General features: G+C 65.8%; 24 protein-coding genes. 15 read left to right on the top strand and 9 right to left on the bottom strand.

What is annotated here, in order from left to right:
* Positions 1-6: 6 nt before the first annotated feature.
* Complete coding sequence (gene glyS / locus OVA11_RS09775; RefSeq protein ID WP_268067212.1) at positions 7-2,166, top strand: glycine--tRNA ligase subunit beta; 2,160 nt, start codon at positions 7-9, stop codon at positions 2,164-2,166.
* Positions 2,167-2,329: 163 nt separating this feature from the next.
* Here the strand turns inward: glyS and OVA11_RS09780 are convergent, their stop codons facing one another.
* Both OVA11_RS09780 and OVA11_RS09785 read right to left on the bottom strand, forming a co-directional pair.
* A complete protein-coding gene (locus OVA11_RS09780; protein WP_268067213.1) occupies positions 2,330-2,656 on the bottom strand; it encodes a GIY-YIG nuclease family protein in 327 nt (108 codons plus the stop codon).
* Positions 2,657-2,850: 194 nt separating this feature from the next.
* Entirely contained in the window at positions 2,851-3,708 is an 858-nt protein-coding gene (locus OVA11_RS09785) for a metal-dependent hydrolase (RefSeq protein ID WP_268067214.1), read from the bottom strand.
* A gap of 56 nt (positions 3,709-3,764) precedes the next feature.
* Here OVA11_RS09785 and OVA11_RS09790 point away from each other — a divergent pair, with 56 nt between their 5' ends.
* Complete coding sequence (locus tag OVA11_RS09790) at positions 3,765-4,397, top strand: TetR/AcrR family transcriptional regulator (protein WP_268067215.1); 633 nt, start codon at positions 3,765-3,767, stop codon at positions 4,395-4,397.
* On the opposite strand, the gene OVA11_RS09795 is transcribed toward OVA11_RS09790, so the two are convergent.
* The 6 genes from OVA11_RS09795 to OVA11_RS09820 form a co-directional block, all read right to left on the bottom strand.
* On the bottom strand, positions 4,394-4,789 hold the full coding sequence (locus OVA11_RS09795) for an NUDIX hydrolase (protein WP_268067216.1): 396 nt from the start codon (positions 4,787-4,789) through the stop codon (positions 4,394-4,396). The genes OVA11_RS09790 and OVA11_RS09795 overlap by 4 nt on opposite strands.
* Before the next feature lie 34 nt (positions 4,790-4,823).
* Positions 4,824-5,912, bottom strand: coding sequence for a serine hydrolase domain-containing protein (locus OVA11_RS09800; protein WP_268067217.1), 1,089 nt, complete (start codon positions 5,910-5,912; stop codon positions 4,824-4,826).
* 30 nt (positions 5,913-5,942) lie between these two features.
* The gene (locus OVA11_RS09805) at positions 5,943-6,806 is read right to left on the bottom strand and encodes a helix-turn-helix transcriptional regulator (protein ID WP_268067218.1); all 864 of its coding nucleotides are present in this window, start codon (positions 6,804-6,806) and stop codon (positions 5,943-5,945) included.
* A gap of 1 nt (position 6,807) precedes the next feature.
* Entirely contained in the window at positions 6,808-7,809 is a 1,002-nt protein-coding gene (gene hemB / locus OVA11_RS09810; protein WP_268067219.1) for a porphobilinogen synthase, read from the bottom strand.
* Positions 7,810-7,867: 58 nt separating this feature from the next.
* Positions 7,868-9,367: a flavin-containing monooxygenase gene (locus OVA11_RS09815; RefSeq protein WP_268067220.1), complete on the bottom strand. Its 1,500-nt coding sequence runs from the start codon at positions 9,365-9,367 to the stop codon at positions 7,868-7,870.
* A 135-nt stretch (positions 9,368-9,502) separates the two neighbouring features.
* Positions 9,503-9,961: a DUF2147 domain-containing protein gene (locus tag OVA11_RS09820; RefSeq protein ID WP_268067221.1), complete on the bottom strand. Its 459-nt coding sequence runs from the start codon at positions 9,959-9,961 to the stop codon at positions 9,503-9,505.
* Between the two features lie 67 nt (positions 9,962-10,028).
* On the opposite strand from OVA11_RS09820, the gene OVA11_RS09825 reads away from it, so the two are divergent.
* The 8 genes from OVA11_RS09825 (at position 10,029) to hemA (ending at position 16,741) form a co-directional block, all read left to right on the top strand.
* Positions 10,029-10,142 carry a hypothetical protein gene (locus OVA11_RS09825; RefSeq protein WP_268067222.1) on the top strand — a complete coding sequence of 38 codons (114 nt, stop codon included), beginning with the start codon at positions 10,029-10,031 and terminating at the stop codon, positions 10,140-10,142.
* Positions 10,143-10,233: 91 nt separating this feature from the next.
* The gene (locus OVA11_RS09830) at positions 10,234-11,379 is read left to right on the top strand and encodes an isobutyryl-CoA dehydrogenase (RefSeq protein ID WP_268067223.1); all 1,146 of its coding nucleotides are present in this window, start codon (positions 10,234-10,236) and stop codon (positions 11,377-11,379) included.
* A 38-nt stretch (positions 11,380-11,417) separates the two neighbouring features.
* Positions 11,418-11,858: a hypothetical protein gene (locus OVA11_RS09835; RefSeq protein ID WP_268067224.1), complete on the top strand. Its 441-nt coding sequence runs from the start codon at positions 11,418-11,420 to the stop codon at positions 11,856-11,858.
* On the top strand, positions 11,855-12,454 hold the full coding sequence (locus OVA11_RS09840) for a histidine phosphatase family protein (RefSeq protein ID WP_268067225.1): 600 nt from the start codon (positions 11,855-11,857) through the stop codon (positions 12,452-12,454). The genes OVA11_RS09835 and OVA11_RS09840 overlap by 4 nt, the downstream gene beginning before the upstream one ends.
* 8 nt (positions 12,455-12,462) lie before the next feature.
* Entirely contained in the window at positions 12,463-13,515 is a 1,053-nt protein-coding gene (locus OVA11_RS09845) for an enoyl-CoA hydratase/isomerase family protein (RefSeq protein WP_268067226.1), read from the top strand.
* A 58-nt stretch (positions 13,516-13,573) separates the two neighbouring features.
* Entirely contained in the window at positions 13,574-14,371 is a 798-nt protein-coding gene (locus OVA11_RS09850; RefSeq protein ID WP_268067227.1) for a class I SAM-dependent methyltransferase, read from the top strand.
* A 14-nt stretch (positions 14,372-14,385) separates the two neighbouring features.
* A complete protein-coding gene (mmsB, locus tag OVA11_RS09855) occupies positions 14,386-15,339 on the top strand; it encodes a 3-hydroxyisobutyrate dehydrogenase (RefSeq protein WP_268068936.1) in 954 nt (317 codons plus the stop codon).
* A gap of 175 nt (positions 15,340-15,514) precedes the next feature.
* A complete protein-coding gene (hemA, locus tag OVA11_RS09860; RefSeq protein ID WP_268067228.1) occupies positions 15,515-16,741 on the top strand; it encodes a 5-aminolevulinate synthase in 1,227 nt (408 codons plus the stop codon).
* Positions 16,742-16,838: 97 nt separating this feature from the next.
* On the opposite strand, the gene OVA11_RS09865 is transcribed toward hemA, so the two are convergent.
* Positions 16,839-17,285, bottom strand: a complete 447-nt coding sequence (locus tag OVA11_RS09865) for a MucR family transcriptional regulator (protein ID WP_268067229.1) — start codon at positions 17,283-17,285, stop codon at positions 16,839-16,841.
* 164 nt (positions 17,286-17,449) lie between these two features.
* Here OVA11_RS09865 and glyA point away from each other — a divergent pair, with 164 nt between their 5' ends.
* The 5 genes from glyA to thiL all read left to right on the top strand — a co-directional run bounded on the left by glyA (position 17,450) and on the right by thiL (position 21,236).
* On the top strand, positions 17,450-18,736 hold the full coding sequence (gene glyA, locus OVA11_RS09870; protein WP_268067230.1) for a serine hydroxymethyltransferase: 1,287 nt from the start codon (positions 17,450-17,452) through the stop codon (positions 18,734-18,736).
* Positions 18,737-18,768: 32 nt separating this feature from the next.
* On the top strand, positions 18,769-19,242 hold the full coding sequence (nrdR, locus tag OVA11_RS09875) for a transcriptional regulator NrdR (RefSeq protein ID WP_010919235.1): 474 nt from the start codon (positions 18,769-18,771) through the stop codon (positions 19,240-19,242).
* Positions 19,243-19,307: 65 nt separating this feature from the next.
* Positions 19,308-19,772, top strand: a complete 465-nt coding sequence (gene ribH / locus OVA11_RS09880) for a 6,7-dimethyl-8-ribityllumazine synthase (RefSeq protein ID WP_268067231.1) — start codon at positions 19,308-19,310, stop codon at positions 19,770-19,772.
* Positions 19,769-20,218, top strand: coding sequence for a transcription antitermination factor NusB (nusB, locus tag OVA11_RS09885; protein ID WP_010919237.1), 450 nt, complete (start codon positions 19,769-19,771; stop codon positions 20,216-20,218). Before ribH ends, nusB begins: the two co-directional genes overlap by 4 nt.
* Positions 20,178-21,236: a thiamine-phosphate kinase gene (thiL, locus tag OVA11_RS09890; RefSeq protein WP_010919238.1), complete on the top strand. Its 1,059-nt coding sequence runs from the start codon at positions 20,178-20,180 to the stop codon at positions 21,234-21,236. The genes nusB and thiL overlap by 41 nt, the downstream gene beginning before the upstream one ends.
* Positions 21,237-21,320 lie beyond the last annotated feature (84 nt).

Raw genomic sequence — 21,320 nt, forward strand, 5'->3', positions numbered from 1 at the left:
GTTAAGATGCCCCAACTTCTCCTCGAACTGTTCTCGGAAGAGATCCCCGCCCGCATGCAGGCCCAGGCCGCCAAGGACCTGGAGCGCATGGCGCGCGAGCACCTGGCCGCCGCCGGATTCCTGCCCGAGGCGCTGAAGACCTTCGCCGGCCCGCGCCGCCTGACCCTGGTGGCCGAAGGCCTGCCGCTGGCCCAGGCCGACCGCAAGGAAGAGCTCAAAGGGCCCCGCGTCGGCGCCCCGCCGCAAGCCATGGAAGGCTTCCTGCGCAAGGCGGGTCTCTCGCAAGACCAGCTGGTCGAGCGCGACGGCGTCTACATGGCCTTCATCGAAAAGAAGGGCCGCCCGACCGCTGAGATTATCGCCGAGATGGTCGAGGCCATCGTGCGCGGCTTCCCGTGGCCCAAGTCGATGATCTGGGGCACGAAGAAGCTGCGCTGGGTGCGGCCGCTCAAGCGCATCCTGTGCGTGCTGGACCGCGAGGTCGTGCCGTTCTCGATCGAGGGCATTGAAAGCGGCGACGTCACCGAAGGCCACCGCTTCATGGGCGAGGCCAAGCCGTTCGTCGCCAAGGACTTCGACGAGTATGTCGCGGGCCTGGAAAAGCACTTCGTCGTGCTGGACGTCGAGGAGCGCAAGCAGCGCATTCTCGAGGGTTGCAAGACCCTGTGCTTTGCGCGTCATCTCGAATTGGTCGAGGACCAGGGCCTGCTGGACGAAGTCGCGGGCCTGGCCGAATGGCCGACCCCGGTGCTGGGCGACATGGACCCGGCGTTCCTGGACTTGCCGCCCGAGGTGATCCGCACCTCGATGCGCACGCACCAGAAGTACTTCGCGGTGAAGAAGCCCGGTGAGCCGGGTCTGGCCCCGCACTTCATCACCATCGCCAACATCGAAGCCGCCGACGGCGGCAAGGTGATCGCCGCCGGCAACGCCAAGGTGCTGTCGGCCCGCCTCGCCGACGCCCGCTTCTTCTGGGACGAGGACCGAAAGGCCGGCAATTTCGACGCCTGGCTGAAGAAGCTGGACGGCGTGACCTTCCACGCCAAGCTCGGCACGATGGCGGAGCGCGTCGAGCGCATCGTCGCCCTGGCCGGCGAGATCGCCCCGCTGGTCGGCGCCGATGTCGAGAAGGCCAAGGAGGCCGCGCGCCTGGCCAAGGCGGACTTGGCTTCCGGCATGGTCGGCGAGTTCCCGGAACTGCAGGGCCTGATGGGCGGCTACTACGCCCGCGAAGCCGGCCTCGATCCCGATATCGCCGCCGCGATCCAGGACCACTACAAGCCGCAAGGCCCCTCGGACGCCGTCCCGACCGCGCCGCTGGCGATCGCCGTGGCCCTGGCCGACAAGCTAGATACGCTGGTTGGCTTCTTCGCGATCGACGAGAAGCCGACGGGCAGCAAGGACCCGTACGCGCTGCGTCGGGCGGCGCTGGGCGTGATCCGGATTGTGCTGGAGAACGGTGACCGCTTGTCCTTGCTCAAGTTGCTCACCATCCACAGAGATTTCCTTTGGGAGCAACTGAGCACGGCCTTCGCCATTAGGAAGGCGCAAGAGGCAGATGGTATTGTCCAGAGCTTTGGCATTGCGAAGCCGGGTGTCGGTGTCATTGATGCCGAGAAATTGGCGCGAGGGGAGGGGCCTTCGCCTACGGCCGTTGAGTTGCTCGCCTTCTTCGCCGACCGCCTGAAAGTCACGCTCCGCGACCAAGGCAAGCGCCACGACCTCGTCGACGCGGTCTTCGCCCTCGGCGACGATGACCTCGCGCGCATCGTCGCGCGGGTCGAGGCGCTGGACGGCTTCCTGAAGACCGACGACGGTAAGAACCTGCTGGCCGGTTACAAGCGCGCCTCCAACATCCTCAAGGCCGAGGAGAAGAAGGGCGCTCTGCCGAGCGGCGAGCCGGAGGCTCCGGCCGCCGACAGCGCCGCCGAGGTCCAGCTGTTCGACGCCCTGCGCGTGCTGAAGGGCCCGTTGGCCGACGCCCTGAAGTCGGAAGGCTTCACCGGCGCCATGGCCCAGTTGGCTGGCCTGCGCGGTCCGGTGGACGCCTATCTGGACGGCGTCTTCGTCAACGACCCCGAGCACCGCGACAACCGCCTGCGCACGCTGGCGGCCGTGCGCGACGCTATGGGCCAGGTGGCGGACTTTGGATTGATCGCGGGGTAGGGCTTAGGGCCCTATCCCAACAACAAGCACCGTCATCCCGCGCTTTATGCGCGGGACCCATGGTTCAGCTTCCACGTGAGAGCATGAGTTTCTTCTCACCTGCGACGGACAAATGGATCCCGCGCATGAAGCGCGGGATGACGGGGTTGTCGAGTTTGGTGGTTCAGAACTGGCGCGGAACGGGCGTCCAGTTCATCACCTGATCGTAGAGATCATCCCAGCGCGGATTGTCGCGCTCGATCAGGTTGATCTTCCACTGCCGGGGCCATTCTTTCAGTCGCTTTTCCCGATGGATGGCGGCGGTCATGTCGTCGTGGGTCTCGTACCAAACGAGCCGCGTCAGACCGTACCGCTGAGTGAACCCCTTCAGGTGTTTCTCGCGATGCTCTACGAGGCGCGCCTCGAACCTGCTCGTCACGCCGATATAGAGCGTGCCGTAGGGCTTGTTGGTCATGATGTAGACAGCGATCGAGGCGTCGCGCGGGACCATGGCGACACTATGCGCGAGTTGGCCTCAAGATACAATCTAAAGTAATGATAACGTCATCCCGCGCTTTATGCGCGGGACCTATTTGTCCGCCGCACGTGCGGAGAAAGCTCACACTCTCATGTGGAAGCTGAACCATGGGTCCCGCGCATGAAGCGCGGGATGACGGGAGATTGATGCGGGGTGACAGAGGGGGTCTAAGCCCGCACCGCCGCCGCGTTGAACTCCGCCATCCAGTCGGCGACCAGCGGGCGGTCGTCCTGGTCCCACGGGTGGAAGCCCGGACGGTACCAGGCGAAATAGGTCTTCCAGCCGCGGCGGAAGATGCCCGGATCGCCCCAGACGAACCGCTTCACCGCCTTCAGCGCCGCCTTGGGCGTGTAGCCGTCGGCTTCCAGCAGCCGCGCGGCGTAGCGGCTGATGTTGCGGGTGAACATGATCGTCACCAGCGCCATCGCCCGGCAGCGGATCATGTAGCGCTTCAGCGGCGACCAGTCCTTGGTCACCTCCAGGAAGACGTCATAGGCCACGGCCTTGTGCTCGGTCTCCTCGACCGCATGCCAGCGCCACAGCTTTTCGATCTCGGGGTCGGTGGTGTCGAACAGGTTGCGGTGGCGGGCGTGCATCTCGGCCATCATGGCCGTGAAGTGCTCCAGCGCGATGGTCGAGATCAGCATGGCCATCGGCCCGCGCTCGCGGGCCATCTTCACGCGGCCGCGAATGGTCTCCTCGATCTCGGCGACCGGATAGCGCTCGCGGTCGATCAGGCTGTTGAGGTGATGGTGCTCGCGGGAGTGGATGGCCTCCTGGGCGATGAAGCCCTTGGCGTCCTCGGCGAGCTTGCCCGTCAGGCGGTCGCGATAGGCCTTCACGGCGTCCATGAACATCCGCTCGCCGTCCGGGAAGGTGAGGGACAGCGCGTTGAAGACGGCGGTGCCGACCGGATCGCCGCCCAGCCAGTGGCCCTTCTGGGCCGAGGTCAGGTCGAAGCGGATGTCGCGCGGGGCGACGGCGAGATCATCGGGGGTGTGCTTGGTTTGGGTCGCGGCGGTCATGGGCGTTGTGTCCTGGGCCGAGTTGGGGCTTGGTCAGCCTCCGTTGCTCTTGAGATTTGGTTGTACTGACAAAAATGTCAATAGAGGTCCCGCAATCCCGCGCGCCGCGCGTGCGCCGCTCGCCGGAAGCCGCCCGCGAGAACATCCTGGCGGCCGCCGAGGCGATCCTGGTGGAGCAGGGGCCCCAGGCCTTGAAGCTGGCCGACGTGGCTAAGGCCGCTGGCGTCGTCCACGCCAATGTCATTCACCATTTCGGGTCAATCGGCGGCGTCGAGACGGCGCTGATGGAGCGGATGATCCGCCAGTTGGCCGACAAGGTGATCGCCGTCATCCAGAAGGAGGGCTCGTATATCGGCATGGGCGCCCAGGCCCTGTTCGACGCCTTCGAGGCCAAGGGCGCCGCGCGCCTGGCCGCCTGGCTGGAGATGACCGGCGAGGGCAAGCGGATGACCCTGGTGCGTGATGTCGTCGACGAGATCATCGACACCCGCGTGGCGCGCGAGGCCGTGCCCAACCGCGACGCGGTCGTCGACTTCATCCTGCTGAACATCATCCTGGCGGTGGGGGTGGGCCTCTTCGGCCCGACCCTGAGCGAGCTGCTCGGGCGCCCTTCAGGCCGGGCGCGCGAGCTGGCCCAGGCGCTGATCCAGGAGCGGATCGATCAGGTCGTGGCCGCCGCGCGGGGCTAGCCCCGAGCTTTCAGGGCCGGTAGCACGGCGTCGGTCAGCAGCGGCGCCAGACGCCGATCGCCGGGCGCGGCGGGATCGACCCAGGCCAGTTCCTCGATCTCGGCGCGCGGGCTGATCTCGCCCGTTACCTCGGCGAGATAGGTCGCCGACTGTACCGTGAAGCCGGCTTCGTTGGCGGCCCGGGCGCTGAAGCAGCCAAGGAGGGTCGCCGACACAAGCTCGCAACCCAGCTCCTCGCGCAGTTCGCGGGCCAGGGTGGTCAGGTCGTCCTCGCCCGCGTCGCGCTTGCCGCCAGGCTTCATGAAAATCGCAGTGCCGCGTTTGCGGACCAGCAGCAGCCGGCCCTCCGCATCGCGGATCACGGCGGTGACGATATCGAGGACGCGGTTCATGGTGCGACCCTAACCGCGCCCCAGAGTCGCGTCGCTATTTCTCGATCGCCGCCAGGATATGTTCGACGATCAGCTTCTCGGAGATGGCGTGGGGCTGGCGGACGCCGAAGTTGGTGGTGGTGACAACGACCACGAGGTCCAGGTCGGGGACGATCGCGACCTTCTGGCCGCCTGACCCGTTCATCACCCAGGCCTTGCGGCCGGCGAAGGTCTGCAGCCAGATCAGGTAGCCATAGTCGGTGTCCTGGCGGGCGTTAGCGTGCGGCGTGACGGAGGCCTTGATGAAGTCGGCGGATAGCACCGCCTTGCCGTTCCACTGGCCGCCATTGGCGTAGAGCTGGCCCAGTTTCAACAGATCGCGGCTGCGCAGGCCAAGGCCGCCGCCCCCCATGGCCAGGCCCAACGGGGACATCTGCCAGCGCGGCGCCTCGATGCCGAGCGGCTTGAACAGGGCTTCATCGGCGAAGGCCGGCAGGGGCTTGCCGACCGCGTTCTGGACCACTTGACCCAGGGTCACGACCCCGGCGGTGCAATAGCTGAAGCTGCGGCCGTAGGGGGAGGCTTCCGGTTTCGGAACCCATTCGGGAAAGCCGCGCACGGGCAGGTCGAGGTAGAAGCCGACCCAATCCTCAATCAGGTACATCCGCTCTTCATTGCCGCGCGAAAACTGGTTTTCGTCGTCGCACTCGGCGATCGAGCTCATGGTCAGAAGGTCCTCGACCGTGACCTTGTCCTTGCGAGGATCGGGATTAGCCGCCGGCGGGCGGTCCTTCAGATAGCGCTTGATCGGCGCCTGAACGCTCGGCAGCACCTGCCGATCGATGGCTGCGCCGGCCAAGAGGGCGGTGACCGTCTTGGTGCTCGAGCGGGTGTTCCGCCGCGCTTCCGGGCCGCCGTCGGGCTTGCCCTCGTCGTAGTAGGCTTCGAACACCAGCTTGCCGCGGCGGGCGATCAAGACGCTGGTGATCTGCTGGAACTGGCCCGCCTTGATCGCGGCCGACATGGCGTCGAGCTTCGGCGCGGAGAGCCCCTCGGCGGCCGGGTTGGCGGTTGGCATGTCTGAAGCGGCTTGGGCGCTGAGAGGCGCAAGGACCAGGGCGGCGGCGAACGCGAAAGCTTTCAACGGGGAACTCCAAAAATCTGCCGTTGCGGTCTAGGTCGCGCTGACGCCTGCGTCTTGGACGTCTGAAACATGTGGGCGCCGCCCGCACAGCCGCGCGAACTCGCCGGGCGTGACGCCATAGGCGCGGATGAACTGGCGATTGAGGTGGCTCTGATCACAGAAGCCGGACGCCAGGGCGATGTCACCGATCGGGTCACGTCCACGCATCAGGAGGTCGGCGGCGCGCTCCAGTCGTCGTGTACGGAGGCGATCGCCGGGCGCCGCGCCCATCCAGCGGCGATAGCCTCGCGCAAGGTGGACAGGGTGGACGCCAGCCACGCGGGCCAGGTCGGCGACACCGATCGGTTGGTCGAAGGTGTCGGCAAGATAGGTCTCGGCGAGGTCCAGCCAGGCAGGACGCTTTTCGCTTTGGCGGGGCGGCGCCAGGGCCTGGGCCGCCAGCTCCAGGCTCAAGCCTTCCAACGATAGCGACTCGGCGTCTCGGGTCAGCAGGGCGCGCGTGAGGCGCAGGGCCGCGCTGCGGGCCTGGGGCCCTGTGAGGCGAAGCGCGTCAATCGCGGGGCCGGCGCCGGCGTCGGCCAGGGCGCGCCAGTCGGTCGCGTCGAAGCTGACCGCGAGGAAACAGCCGCCGCCGTCGAAAAAGCGGTCGCGGTGGACGACGCCGGGCGGGTTGTAGACCAACACCGGACCTTCGGTCTCGGGACCGGCGGCGGTGGTTATGTAGCGGCCGTGGGTGGCCAGCACGAAGTGAGCGTCGTCGTGGCTGTGCTCATCGACGTGGTCGGCGCGCTTGGTGGCTTCCAGGTGCGCTAGGCGCACGCCTGGCAACTGCCGTTCGACGGTCAGCGCGCCGTAGAACCGGCCTTTGCTCAGGACGGTCCTCGGGGCGGCCATGTCAGCCCAGCTTCTCCGCCGCCCAGGGCGCGAAGTAGGTGATGATCCCGGCTGCGCCGGCGCGCTTGAAGGCGGTCAGGCTTTCCAGGATGGCGCGGTCCTTGTCGATCCAGCCGTTCTGGGCGGCGGCCATGATCATCGCGTACTCGCCCGACACCTGGAAGGCGTAGGTCGGCATGCGGAACTCGTCGACGATGCGGCGGACGATGTCGAGATAGGGCATGCCCGGCTTGACCATGACCATGTCCGCGCCCTCGGCGATGTCGAGGGCGACCTCGCGGATGGCTTCCTCGGTATTGGCCGGGTCCATCTGATAGGTCTTCTTGTCGCCCTGGCCGGCGGACAGCTTGGCCGAGCCGATGGCGTCGCGGTACGGGCCATAGAAGGCCGAAGCGTATTTGGCCGCGTAGGACATGATCATCACGTCCTGATAGCGGGCGGCTTCCAGCGCCGCGCGCAGCTTGCCGATGCGGCCGTCCATCATGTCGGACGGGGCCAGGATGTCGGCGCCGGCTTCGGCTTGCATCAGGCCCTGTTCGATCAAGCGGTCGATCGTGGGGTCATTGAGGATCTTGCCGCCCTCGACCACGCCGTCGTGCCCGTGGTCTGTGAAGGGGTCCAGCGCCACGTCGCACATGATGCCGACCTCGGGGGCGGCGTCCTTCATGGCCTTCACGGCGCGCGGGATGACGCCGTCCGGATCGGCGGCTATCGAGCCAGCGGCGTCCTTCCGCGACCCGTCGATGTGCGGGAAGATGGCGATGGCCGGGATGCCGAGGTCACGGGCGCGCACGGCGGCCTTGGCGGCCTCCTTGACCGACAGGCGCTCCACGCCCGGCATCGAGGCCACCGGGATCACGCCTTCGCCCTCGTGCACCACCATCGACCAGATCAGGTCGGACGGGCGCACCTCGTGCTCGCGGACGAGACGACGGACCCAGTCGTTCTGGCGCACGCGGCGCAGGCGGGTGTGCGGATAGGGGGCGAGGGGCGGCGTGGTCATGGCGTTGATGTGAACCGCGCCGCCGATCGAGGCAAGACCAGGGCGACCTTAAGCGCTCTCACGAATAGCGGAACGCCGCGTCGTCCAGGTCGATGGTCGGGAAGAGATCCTTCTCGGTCCAGTAGTCCTGGGTGTGCCGCCATTCGGGCTTGTCGCCGGCCTGGGGCAGCAGGTGCATGTTGCGCATCAGGTAGCCGGGATTAAAGTCCTCAGGATCGATCCAGCTCCCGATCTTCATGTCCTTATCCTCCGGCCGCAGGGCGACCTCGACCTGCTTCTTGCCCTTCTGCTCCATGTGCGCGAGCAGGCGACAGACGAAGTCGCCGATCAGGTCCGCCCGCAGCGTCCAACTGGCGCGGAAATAGCCGAACACCCAGACGAGGTTCGGCACGCCGGTGAACATCATGCCGCGATAGGTGACCGTCTTGGCGAAATCGAGCGGCTGGCCGTCGATCTCGAACGCGATGTCGCCCAGCACCGACAGATCAAAGCCCGTGGCCGTGATAATCACGTCGGCGTCCAGAGTCTCGCCAGACTTCAGCAGCAGGCCGGTCTTGGTGAAGCGCTCGATCTCGTCGGTGACCACGCTGGCCTTGCCCGAGGCGACGCCCTGGAAGAGGTCGCCGTCGGGCACGAAAGCGATCCGCTGGCGCCAGGGGCGGTAGCGCGGCGTGAAGTGCTTGGCGATGTCGAAGTCCTCGCCAAGGAACATCTTTACGCCCTCAAGGAGCTCTGCCTTGACGGTGTCGGATTCCTCGATCGCGCGCCGCGTGAACTCGTGCTGGTCGAACAGCACCTTTCTGCGGACGATCTCGTGAATCCAGGCCTCGTCGACCTGCAACTGGCGCAGGGTGTTGGCCAGCTCGTTCTCGTTGCGGCCAGGGACGAAATAGGTCGGCGAGCGCTGCAGCAGGGTCACGTGCGCGCAGTCGCCCGCGATGTTGGGCACCAGGGTCGCGGCGGTGGCGCCCGAGCCGATGACGACGACCTTCTTGCCCCTCAGGTCGAGATCCGCGGGCCAGGTCTGAGGGTGAACGATCCGACCGTCGAAATCCGCCATCCCCGGCCATTCGGGCGTGTAGCCGACGGAATGCCGGTAGTAGCCCTGGCACATCCAGAGGAAGTTGGTGGTGTAGGTCTCGACACCGTCGGGTCCGGTGACCTCCAGCGTCCACAGCCTGTCCTTCGAGGACCACCGGGCCGCACTGATCCGGCGCTTGTAGCGGATGTGTTGCGCGAGGTGGTTCTCCTCGATCACCTCGCCCATGTAGCTGAGGATCTCGGCGGCCGTGGCGATCGGCGGTCCGACCCAGGGCTTGAAGCGATAGCCGAAGGTGTAGAGGTCGCTGTCGGAGCGGATGCCCGGATAGGTGTGGGTCAGCCAGGTGCCGCCGAAGCTGTCGAGGGCCTCTAGAACGCAGTACCGCGTTCCGGGTCTTTGCGTCGTCAGGTGATAGGCGCCGCCGATCCCGGAGATGCCGGCGCCGACGATGATCACATCGAAATGCTGTGTCGCCGCGCCATGCGCGGTCTTCTGAAGCGTTGCCGCCTCGGCCATGCCCGTTCCTCCCGTGTCGGCCGCTTTTCGGCCAGTCGAACCGAGCGCCTCTGACGGGCGCTTAGGTTATCGACGTACACTTAGAGGGTCGCGCGTGTTTTGCGCTTGATCAAGCGTGTTGGCGAGGAAAGTCCGTTATGGCGCGGCGCGAGAGGCCAAGACCGAACCGCCGTCCAGGCGCGTCCAGATCTGCGACTTGCAGAGCAGGTTACCGATCACACAGCCCTTGGCGCGCATCGTCCGAGCGTCGAGCACATCGGCGGTGCCGACCAGGGTGACCCGCAGCGTGGGAACCCAGACGCGGCCCTTGAGCGAGCCGTTGTTCTGGGCTTCGAAGTCGCGCAGGAGCTGCTTGCCGATCAGGGTGTCGGCGCCGGCCTTGCGCGCGTCGGCCTCTGCCTTGGCGCTGGCCCACACGACAACGCCGCAGGTGGCCGCGCCGCAGCCCTTGATCTCAAGATGGACCGTGTTCTTCGGATTGCGCCAGACGCCATAGCTGCGCGTGATGTCGCCGCCGGCATGGGCGGGCGCGACGAACGCGGTCATGGCCAGAGCCACGGTCAAGGTGGCCAGTACGGATTTGAAGAAACGCATAACGGTCAGTGCGAAGGACTATGATTGAGGACGCTACCCCGGAGCAGGGCATTTGGAGCGAAAGGTCATGGTTATCAAGGGGGTGCGCTCCAACAGGCGATTCACACCGTGTAACGGAGGATTTCAGGTCACATTGAGCTCCGGGAGCTCCGGCGTTCCGATAGTCTCCATGATGCAGTGAAATGGCGGTGGCGCATGATTGACACCGCGTCGCCGGCGCGGCACGTCAGCCATCAATGAGGTGAGGGCGGTTCTGCCCCGAACGGGAGGAAGTGCGCATGGATTTCGCGCTGAACGAAGATCAAGTCGCAATCCAGGACGCCGCCCGCGCTTTCGCCGAAGGACAGCTTGCCCCGCATTCGGCCGACTGGGACGAAAAGAAGCACTTCCCGGTCGACGTGCTGCGCCAAGCGGCCGAGCTGGGCTTCGCTGGCATCTATGTGAACGAAGATGTTGGCGGCAGCGGGCTTTCGCGCCTCGACGCCTCGATCATCTTCGAAGCCCTGAGCTACGGCGACGTGCCGGTCGCCGCTTACCTGACCATCCACAACATGGCGTCGTGGATGATCGACCGCTTTGGCTCTGAAGATCTGCGCCAGCGCTACCTGCCGCGCCTGACCTCCATGGAGCTGATCGCCAGCTACTGCCTGACCGAGCCGGGCTCGGGCTCGGACGCGGCCGCGATGCGCACGAGCGCCAAGCTGGACGGCGACCACTATGTCCTGAACGGCGGCAAGGCCTTCATCTCCGGCGGCGGCGTCTCGGACATCTATGTCGTTATGGCGCGCACGGGCGGCGAGGGCGCCAAGGGCGTCTCGGCCTTCGTGGTCGAGAAAGGCATGGAAGGCCTGAGCTTTGGGGCCAATGAGCGGAAGATGGGGTGGAACGCCCAGCCCACGGCCCAGGTGAATTTCGACTACTGCCGCGTGCCGGTAGCCAACCGGATCGGGCAGGAGGGCGAAGGTTTCCGCTTCGCCATGATGGGCCTGGACGGCGGGCGGCTGAACATCGCCTCGTGCTCGCTGGGCGGGGCCCAGTTCGCGCTCGACACCGCCAAGGCCTATCTGGAGACCCGCAACCAGTTCGGCCGGCCGCTGAAGGACTTCCAGGCCTTGCAGTTCAAGCTGGCCGACATGGCCACCGAACTGGAGGCCGCCCGCCTGATGGTGCGCCGCGCCGCCCATGCGCTGGACAGCAAGCACCCCGAGGCGACCAAGCTGTGCGCCATGGCCAAGCGCTTCGCGACCGACGCCGGCTTCCAGGTGGCCAATGACGCCTTGCAGCTACATGGCGGCTACGGCTACCTCCAGGACTATCCGCTGGAGCGCCTCGTCCGCGACCTGCGGGTGCACCAGATCCTGGAAGGGACCAACGAGATCATGCGCGTCATCATCGCCCGCGAGATGTTCAGGCAGTGAGGTCGGGCCGCCTGCCGTGGTCTTGGATCGCGCTGGCGGTGTCCGCCGTCGTGCTGGGCGTCTGTTTGATCGTGACCACGTACTTCGTGGCCGGGTTTCGCCAGGGGCTCGATGCGGATGGCTTTTTGCGCATGACGCAGGCGTCCACGCCGGAATTGCTGATCGGCGTTGGCCTTATCGGACTGATAGGATCGCTGTTCATCGTTCTCGGCTGGTGGCTTACGAAGCTGTCATCGCGGCAAGGGGCGTTCCCGCTTCTTGTCGCGGGGCCGCCGGTCGCCCTGAAGTTCGCGTACCAAGGCTTCAGTATTATCCTGGCCGCGCTTGAGCCGCCGATGAACATCACGCCGTTCGAAGCCAACTCCTGGACCTACCTGCCCAACTGGCTGGGCCTCGTCGGCATCGGGGCGTCGTTCCTTTTCGCGGCGGTCGCCTATACGAAGCTGGCCTACGCTACGAGAGGAACCAGCGTGCGATGATCTATCTCTGCCGTCACGGCCAGACCTTCCACAATCGCGAGGGCCGTCTGCAGGGGCGGACCGAGTCTGATCTTACGCCTCTGGGCGTGCTCCAGGCCCGGGCCATGGGGGCGCTTCTGCATGATCTCGTACGCCGAGATCCCCCCGCGCCGTGGCGGCTGGTGGCCAGTCCGCTGCGCAGGGCGCGTCACACCGCCGAAGCGATCGGCGCCCGGCTGGGGCTTTCGGTCGATTTCGACGAGCGTCTGGTCGAGATCGATGTCGGCGAATGGTCGGGGCGTCTGCGCGAAGAGGTGCATGGCGAAAATCCGCATCTGGCCGGTGACGACGCCTGGGGCTTTCACGCGCCGGGCGGCGAGACCTATGAGGTCATGAGCGCGCGTCTGACGGATTGGCTCGAAGAGCAGGCCGATGAGCCCGAGCGACGCCTGATCGTCGTCAGCCACGGCGTCGCCGGCCGGCTGCTGCGCGGCGCCTATGCCGGGCTGGCGCGGGAAGAGACGCTGCGGCTCGATATCCCTCAGGACGCCGTCTATCGCCTCGCAAACGGCCAGATCGACCGTTTCGACTGCCCGCCTGTCGACGAACCCGCATAGGACTTACAATGACCGACGACCCCGAAGTCCTGATCCGCGTCGAGAAGAACGTCGGTCGCATCACGCTGAACCGGCCCAAGGCGCTGCATGCCCTGACGCTGAACATGTGCGAGACCATGATCGGCGCGCTGTTGGACTGGCAGGACGATCCCGAGATCTACATGGTCCTGATCGACCATACGGGCGAGCGCGGCTTCTGCGCCGGCGGTGACATACGCATGCTGGCCGAAAGCGGCGCCAAGGACGGCGTTGAGGCCCGCCGGTTCTTCCACACCGAGTACCAGCTGAACCACCTGCTGTTCACTTACGAGACCCCGGTCGTCACCGTGATGGACGGGATCGTGATGGGCGGTGGTGTCGGGATTTCGATGCCGGCCCACATCCGGATCGCCACCGAGCGCACCACCTTCGCGATGCCGGAGACGGGCATCGGCCTGTTCCCGGACGTCGGGGGGGGCTGGTACCTGCCTCGGTTGCCCGGGAAGGCCGGGCTGTGGCTGGCGCTGACCGGCGCGCGGATCAAGGGCGCGGACTGCATGCGCCTGGGCATCGCCACCCACTTCGTCGAGTTCGGCGCGGTGGAGGGCCTGAAGAAGGCGATCATCGCTGATCCGCGCCGCATCGAGGAGACGCTGCGCAAGTACCGCGCCGACGCGGGCAAGGCCTCGCTCCTGGGCTTCGAACAGGATCTGAACCGGCTGTTCGTGGGCGAGAGCGTCGAGGAGATCTTCGAGTTCCTGACCCTCGACTCCAGCGACTGGGGCAAGGCGCAGCTTGAGGTCATGAAGACCAAGTCGCCCCAGACCCTCAAGGTGGCCTTCGAGCAATTGAAGCGCGGCGCGGCGATGGAAGACTTCGCCGACAACATGGCCATGGAGTACCGGATCGGCTCGCGCGTGGTGATGAAGCATGACTTCATCGAGGGCGTGCGGGCCGTGATCGTCGACAAGGACAACGCCCCCCGCTGGTCGCCGGCGCGGGTCGAGGATGTCACGGACGCCGCACTGGCCGAGATTTTTGCACCTCTTCCGCCGGGCGAAGAGTGGACACCGCTGACGTAGCGGACGTCGTGCGCTAACGTGTCCGGAAACAAGAACACGTCGGTTCGGAAGGATTGCCATGCGTAAGCCGCTGCTAAGTCTCGTCGCCGTGCTGGGTTTGGCGGCCTGCGCCAGCCAGCCGATGATGGGACCCCCGCCGCCACCGCCATCGGGGCCGGTTGCGATCGCCCTGCCGGCCAATATTGCGGCTGCGCTCAGCGATCCGTCGCGTCCGGCCGCCGACATGATCCGCGACAAGGATCGTCACCCCGGGGAGGTGCTGGCGTTCGCGGGCGTCAAGAGCGGCGCCAAGGTCGCCGACCTGATCCCGGGCGGTGGTTACTTCACGCGGATCTTCTCGAAGGCTGTCGGGCCCAAGGGCAAGGTCTACGCCTATGTGCCCGATGAACTGACCAAGCTCGCCAAGCGCGAGCCTGCGGTGAACGCGATCGCGCGCGATCCGGTCTATTCGAACGTGCAGGTCATCCTGAACACGCTTCCCAACTTTGGTGCGCCGGAGAAGCTGGACCTCGTGTTTACGGCCCAGAACTACCACGACATGCACAACAAGTTCATGGGCCCGGCCAACCTTGGCGTGGTGAACCGTCAGGTGTTCCGGGCGCTCAAGCCCGGTGGCGTCTATCTGGTGCTCGACCATGTCGCCGACGCGGGTTCGGGCCTGCGGGACACCGAGACGCTACACCGGATCGACCCTGCGGTGGTCAAGGCAGAGGTGATGGCGGCGGGCTTCGTCTTCGAAGGCGAGACGCGGGTGCTGCGCAATCCCGCCGATCCGCGGGCCGCCAACGTCTATGACGCAGGCATTCGCGGAAAGACCGACCAGTTCGTCTACAAGTTCCGCAAGCCGGTGCGCTAAGAAAGCTGAATAAAATCAACGATAAGAGCCGCGCCCATGAGGCGCGGTTCGCTTTTGCAGGGAGTTCTTCGATGACGCGTATCGCCTTTATCGGCCTTGGCAATATGGGCGGCGGCATGGCCGCCAATCAGGCGAAGGCCCCGCATCAGGTCCGCGCCTTCGACCTTTCAGCCGCCGCGGTGGAGCGTGCTGTCGCAGCAGGTTGTCTGGCGGCCGCATCGGTCGCTGAAGCCGTGGCCGAAGCCGAGATCGTTATCACCATGCTGCCGGCAGGGCCGCATGTGCGCACGGTCTACGCCGAGCAGATCCTCCCGAATGCGCCCAAATCCGCGCTGCTGATCGATTGTTCGACCATCGACGTGGACAGCGCCCGCGTCGTGGCCAGGCAGGCCGCTGAGGCCGGCTTCCGGTTCGCTGACGCGCCGGTGTCCGGCGGGATCATGGCCGCAGAGGCGGGAACCCTGGCCTTCATGGTCGGCTGCGAGGCTAGCGACTTTGCCGCCGTGGAGGCCGCCTTGGCGCCGATGTCGCGCGTGACCATCCACGCCGGCGACCATGGGGCGGGGCAGGCGGCCAAGATCTGCAACAACATGCTGCTGGGCGTCTCGATGCTGGGGACCTGCGAGGCCTTCGCCCTGGCCGAGAAGCTGGGTCTGGCGGCCGACCGCTTCTTCGAGATCGCCAGCAAGTCTTCGGGCCAGTGCTGGTCGATCACCTCGTACTGCCCGGTGCCGGGCGTGGGGCCGCAGACGCCCGCAGATCGCGGCTTCGAGGGCGGCTTCGCCTCGGCGATGATGCTGAAGGACCTGAAGCTGGCTCAGGAAGCCGCCGCCAAGGCCGGCGCCTCCACGCCTATGGGGGCGCAGGCCGAGGCGCTTTACGCGCTGTTCGACGCCAACGGCTTTGGCGGCAAGGACTTCTCGGCCGTCATCGAGTTACTGCGCGGAAGGGTGTCCGATCTGCATTGAATCGGCCAAGAGATGATAGTTCAGGGCGTGTATCGAGAAACTCGATCAAGGCCATCAGGCCTTTCGATTTGCTAGGTAAACGCCCTTAGATGGACACTGCGGGCGACTGGTGCGAAAAGCCGAGCCTGGACTTAGGGGACCGCCGACCCGGCTGGGCGGTGGTTTAGAGATCGACATGGACTACAAAGCCGCGTTCCGCAGCGCCGTTGAGCAGATCCGCGAAGAGGGTCGCTACCGGGTGTTCGCCGACCTGAAGCGTCAGCGCGGCCAGTTTCCGCGCGCGACCTGGACGCGCCAGGACGGTTCGGAACAGGAAGTCGTTGTCTGGTGCAGCAACGACTATCTCGGACAAGGTCAGAATCCTGTGGTTCTGGAGGCCATGAAGGCCGCGGTGGACGAGCACGGTTCGGGCTCCGGCGGTACGCGCAACATTTCGGGCACCAACCATGACCACGTCCTGCTGGAGCAGGAACTGGCGGATCTGCACGGCAAGGAAGCCGGCCTGCTGTTCACCTCGGGCTATGTCTCGAACGAGGCGACGCTCTCGGTGGTCCAGAAGATCCTGCCCGGCCTGATCATCTTCTCGGACGAACTGAACCACGCCTCGATGATCGCCGGCATCCGCAACGGCGGTGGTCCGCGCAAGATCTTCAAGCACAACGACCTGGCGCATCTCGAGCAACTGCTGGCCGAAGCGCCGGCTGACGCGCCCAAGCTGATCGCCTTCGAGAGCGTCTACTCGATGGACGGCGACATCGCCGACCTCGCCGGCACCGTGGCCCTGGCCAAGAAGTACGGCGCGATGACCTATCTCGACGAGGTTCACGCGGTCGGCATGTATGGCCCGCGCGGCGGCGGCGTCGCCGAGCGCGATGGCCTGATGAGCGAGATCGACATCATCGAAGGTACGTTGGGCAAGGCGTTCGGCGTGATGGGCGGCTACATCACCGGCGACGCCGAGGTGATCGACGCCATTCGCCTGATGGCCTCGGGCTTCATTTTCACGACGTCTCTGCCGCCGGCCCTGACGGCCGGTGCGCTGGCCAGCGTCCGCTGGCTCAAGCAGCACCCCGAGGTTCGCGAGGTTCACCAGGAGCGCGCGGCGACCCTGAAGGCCATGTTCAAGGCGGCGGGTCTGCCGGTCATGGACAGCGTCAGCCATATCGTTCCGGTGCTGGTCGGCGATCCCGTCCACTGCAAGATAATCAGCGACATGCTGCTGGCCGATTTCGGCGTCTATGTGCAGCCGATCAACTATCCGACCGTCCCGCGTGGCACCGAGCGCCTGCGTTTCACCCCGACGCCGTTCCACACTGACGACATGATGCGCAAGCTGGTCGCGGCGATGGAGAAGCTTTGGGCCCACTGCAACGTCGCCCGGATGGGCGGCTACGCGGCCTAGAAGGAAGACGCGCACCTTCAGCTTCGGACGTCCGCAAAGCTCTGGAAACGAAAAACGCCGCCGGAAACCGGCGGCGTTTGTGCGTCTGGATGATGGCTCAGCTGCCCCGCCGCACGCCCTTGCCCAGGCCGATCTGCTTGGCGAAATCCGAACGTCTGGCCGTATAGGCCGGCGCCACCATGGGGTACTCCGGCGGCAGGCCCCATTTGCGACGATAGTCCTCGGGGCTCATGTCATAGTGCGAGCGCAGGTAGCGCTTCAGCATCTTCAGCCTTTTGCCGTCTTCGAGGCAGACAATGTAGTCGTGCTGCACCGAACGGCTTACGGGAACGGCGGGCTTGGCCTTTTCTGCGGGCCCGGGCGCCTCGCCGCCGTCGTTGAGCGTGGCCAGCGCCCCGTGGACGGTCCTGATCAGGTCTGGGATGGCCGCTTGAGCGACCGTATTCTGACCCACATAGGCCGCTACGATCTCGGCGCTGAGTCCCAGGATGTCGACGTCACTCTCGATCGTCGTGTCCGTGTTTCCGCCGCCCTGAGACGCCATGAGATACCCCACTCCTGTTATTGTCGTCATCGTTCGCGCAGGGGCCAGATGCGCCCTGCCGGTCGACAACGCGCAACATCTCGAGTGGTTCCGAGATTGATCGCCGCGCCTATCCCGTTAAAGAGGGCGCCTCTGCCGACTCCCCGCAACGCCAGGAGAGCGTGATGACCCAAACTGACCTCAGCGCCTTTTTCGGCGCGGACCTCGCCACTGCGGACCGCGACATCTTCGATCGCATCGGTCGCGAGCTGGGTCGCCAGCAGAACCAGATCGAGCTGATCGCCTCGGAGAACATCGTCTCCAAGGCCGTGCTTGAGGCCCAGGGCTCGATTCTGACCAACAAGTACGCCGAAGGCTATCCGGGCAAGCGCTACTATGGCGGCTGCGAATATGTCGACGAGATCGAGACGATCGCGATCGAGCGCGCCAAGGCGCTGTTTGGCGCGGGCTTCGCCAACGTCCAGCCGCACTCGGGCTCGCAGGCCAACCAGGCCGTGTTCATGGCGCTGCTGCAGCCGGGCGACACGTTCCTGGGCATGGATCTGGCCGCCGGCGGCCATTTGACGCACGGCAGCCCCGCCAACCAGTCGGGCAAGTGGTTCAAGCCGATTTCCTACTCGGTCCGCCAGCAGGACCAGCTGATCGACTATGACGGCGTCGCCGAGGTCGCCCAGCGCGAGAAGCCCAAGCTGATCATCGCCGGCGGCAGCGCCTACAGCCGCGAGATCGACTTCGCCAAGTTCCGCGAGATCGCCGACTCGATCGGCGCCTATCTGATGGTGGACATGGCGCACTACGCCGGCCTGATCGCCGGCGGCGCCTACGCCAACCCGATCCCGCACGCCCACGTGGTCACCACCACGACGCACAAGACGCTGCGCGGTCCGCGCGGCGGCATGGTGCTGACCAACGACGAAGCGATCATCAAGAAGGTCAATTCTGCGGTGTTCCCCGGCCTGCAGGGTGGCCCGCTGGAGCACGTCATCGCGGCCAAGGCCGTGGCGTTCGGCGAAGCGCTGCAGCCTTCGTTCAAGGATTATGCGCGACAAGTTGTCGCGAACGCGCGGGCCCTGGCCGAGGCGCTGCTGAAGTCGGGCGTGAATATCGTCTCGGGCGGCACCGACAGCCACCTGATGCTGGTCGACCTGCGCCCGAAGGGTGTGACCGGCCGCGACGCCGAGCACAGCCTCGAGCGCGCTTACATGACCTGCAACAAGAACGGCGTGCCGTTCGACACTGCGCCGTTCACGATCACCTCGGGCATTCGCCTGGGCACCCCGGCCGGTACGACGCGCGGCTTCAAGGAAGCCGAGTTCACCCGCGTCGGCGAGCTGATCGGCGAGGTCGTCAACGGCCTGGCGGTCAATGGTCCGGACGGCAACGCCGCCGTCGAGGCCAAGGTTCGCGAAGAAGTGCTGGCCTTGACGGGTCGCTTCCCGATCTACAACTAATAGGGTGATTGCGCCGCGGAGGGGGCTAGATCATGCGATGCCCGTTCTGCGGCCATGCCGAAAGCCAGGTCAAGGATAGCCGCCCGTCGGAAGACGGCGCGGCCATCCGGCGTCGGCGGATGTGTCCTGAGTGCGGCGGACGTTTCACCACGTTCGAGCGCGTGCAGCTTCGCGAGCTGATTATCGTGAAGCGCTCTGGGCGCCGTTCCCCGTTCGATCGCGACAAGCTGGTGCGTTCGGTCGGCCTGGCCACCCAGAAGCGTCCGGTCGATCCCGAGCGCGTCGAACGGATGGTCAACGGCATTGTTCGGCAGCTGGAAAGCATGGGCGAAACCGAGCTGCCCTCGTCGACGGTGGGCGAGATGGTGATGAAGGCGTTGAAATCGCTCGATGACGTCGCCTATGTCCGATACGCGTCCGTTTACCGTGATTTCAAGGAAACCAGCGACTTCGCCAAGTTCCTGACCGAAGAGGGTCTGAGCGACGGCGGCGAAGAAGAGCTATAGTCCGTTAATCCTGTTGTGTGTTTGTAGGGGCGCGCGGCGCGCGTGCCCGTGGAGAGTTGAGCTAGATGGTTGAAGACAAAATCCGCCTGCTGATCGTGGAGGGCCGAAGCCATTCGGGGATCTCCGACGAACTGCTGCGCGGAGCCACCCAAGCCATCGAGGCGCAGGGCGCCGAGTACGACGTGATCACTGTGTCGAACGCGCTGCAGATTCCGACCGTGATCGCCATGGCTGAGGATGCCGGGCACCGTCCGGTCGGCGTGCGCTATGATGGCTATGTCGCCCTGGGCGTGGTGATCCGCGGCGAAACCTACCATTTCGAACTCGTCGCCAACGAGACCGCTCGTGGCTTGCAGGACCTTGGCGTGGCCAAGCGTCTGCCGATCGGATTCGGCGTTCTGGCCGTTGATGAAGAGGCCCAGGCCCTGAGCCGCGCCCGGGTCAGCGAAGGTGATCGCGGCGGCGCGGCCGCCAAGGCCTGCTTGGAGACCATCGGTCTGAAGCGCCAACTGCTGGGACAGGCCCGATGAGCGGCAACCGTATCCAACCGCGCTCCGTTGCGCGTCTCGCCGCCGTCCAGGCGCTGTATCAGATGGAAGTCTCGGGCGCCGGCGTCGATTCGGTGATCCGCGAGTTCGGCGAGCATCGCTTCGACCGCGACGTCGAGGGCGAGCAGCTCGCGGCGGCTGACGAGACCTTCTTCGCCGACCTCGCGCGCGGCGTGGTGACCAATCAAGCCAAGATCGACCAGGGTATCGTCAAGCGTTTGGCGTCCGGTTGGCGACTGGAAAGACTGGATGCGACGGCCCGCGCGGTGCTGCGCGCCGGGGCCTTCGAGCTGATGTACCGATCGGACGTTCCGACCGAGGTGGTCATCAATGAATATGTAGAGATCGCGAAATCCTTTTTTGAAGGTCCCGAGTCAGGCTTCATCAATGGCGCCCTCGACGCGATCGCCCGTGATGCACGAGACTGACGAAGAAGACTGGTTCGCTGAAGACGACGCTGCGGCCCCCGCTGCGGCGCCGCCGACTGAGTTTGATCATATCGCGCGGTTGCTGCGGCCGCTGACGCGTGGCGACCCTGTCGCTCTGGATCTTCTGGACGATGCGGCGGTGCTGCCGTCCAGGCCGGGATACGACCTGGTGATCACCAAGGACGCCATGGTCGCGGGCGTTCACTTCCTGGCCGAAGAGGCCTTGGATGTCGTCGCCCGAAAGCTGCTTCGCACCAATCTTTCCGACCTCGCCGCCAAGGCGGCCGAGCCCTATGGCTATTTCCTCGCCGTGGGCTGGCCTTCCGGCTCCGACGTCGCCTCGCGAGAGACCTTCGCCCGAGGGCTGGCTGAGGATGGTGCGTTGTTCGACATTTCCCTGCTGGGCGGGGATACGGTCACCACCTCCGGTCCGCTCGTCGTGTCGGCGACCTTTCTGGGCTGGGCGCCGCAGGGCGAGACGATTCTCCGCCGGGGCGCTAAGCCTGGTGACCGCCTGATGGTCTCCGGTACGATCGGTGACGGATGGCTGGGTCTTCTGGCGCAGTGGGGCGAGGTCATGGACGCCGATGGGGCCATGCTGCGCCGCTATCGCCAGCCGGAACCGCGCGTGACCCTCCGCGACGCCATGCGTGTTCACGCCAAGGCCGCCGCCGATGTTTCCGACGGGCTTCTGGCTGACAGCAGCCATATCGCCAAGGCCAGCGGCTGCCGGGTGCGGGTCGATCTTGAGCGATTGCCGCTTTCGCCGGGCGCGCAAGCCTGGCTGGATCAGCAGCCGGAGCAGGTCGAGGGACGGATCTCCCTGGCGTCCGGTGGCGACGACTACGAGATCGTCTGTGCGGTTGATCCCAATGAGGCCTGGGCCTTCCGGGTGGCTGCCGCCGCCGCCGGCGTGAAGGTCAGCGAGATCGGCGAGTTTGTCGAAGGCGAGGGGGTCTCGGCCTACTACAAGGGGCGTGACGTCACGCCCTCTCGGCTTGGCTGGCTTCACGGCTAGAGCGTTTTCCGATCCGCATGAAACGGTGATCGGATCGAAAAAATGCTCTGAATGTCTGAGATGGAGCCCTTTTCTCCGATTTGA

The organism is Caulobacter sp. SL161, assembly GCF_026672375.1.
Classification (GTDB): Bacteria; Pseudomonadota; Alphaproteobacteria; order Caulobacterales; family Caulobacteraceae; genus Caulobacter.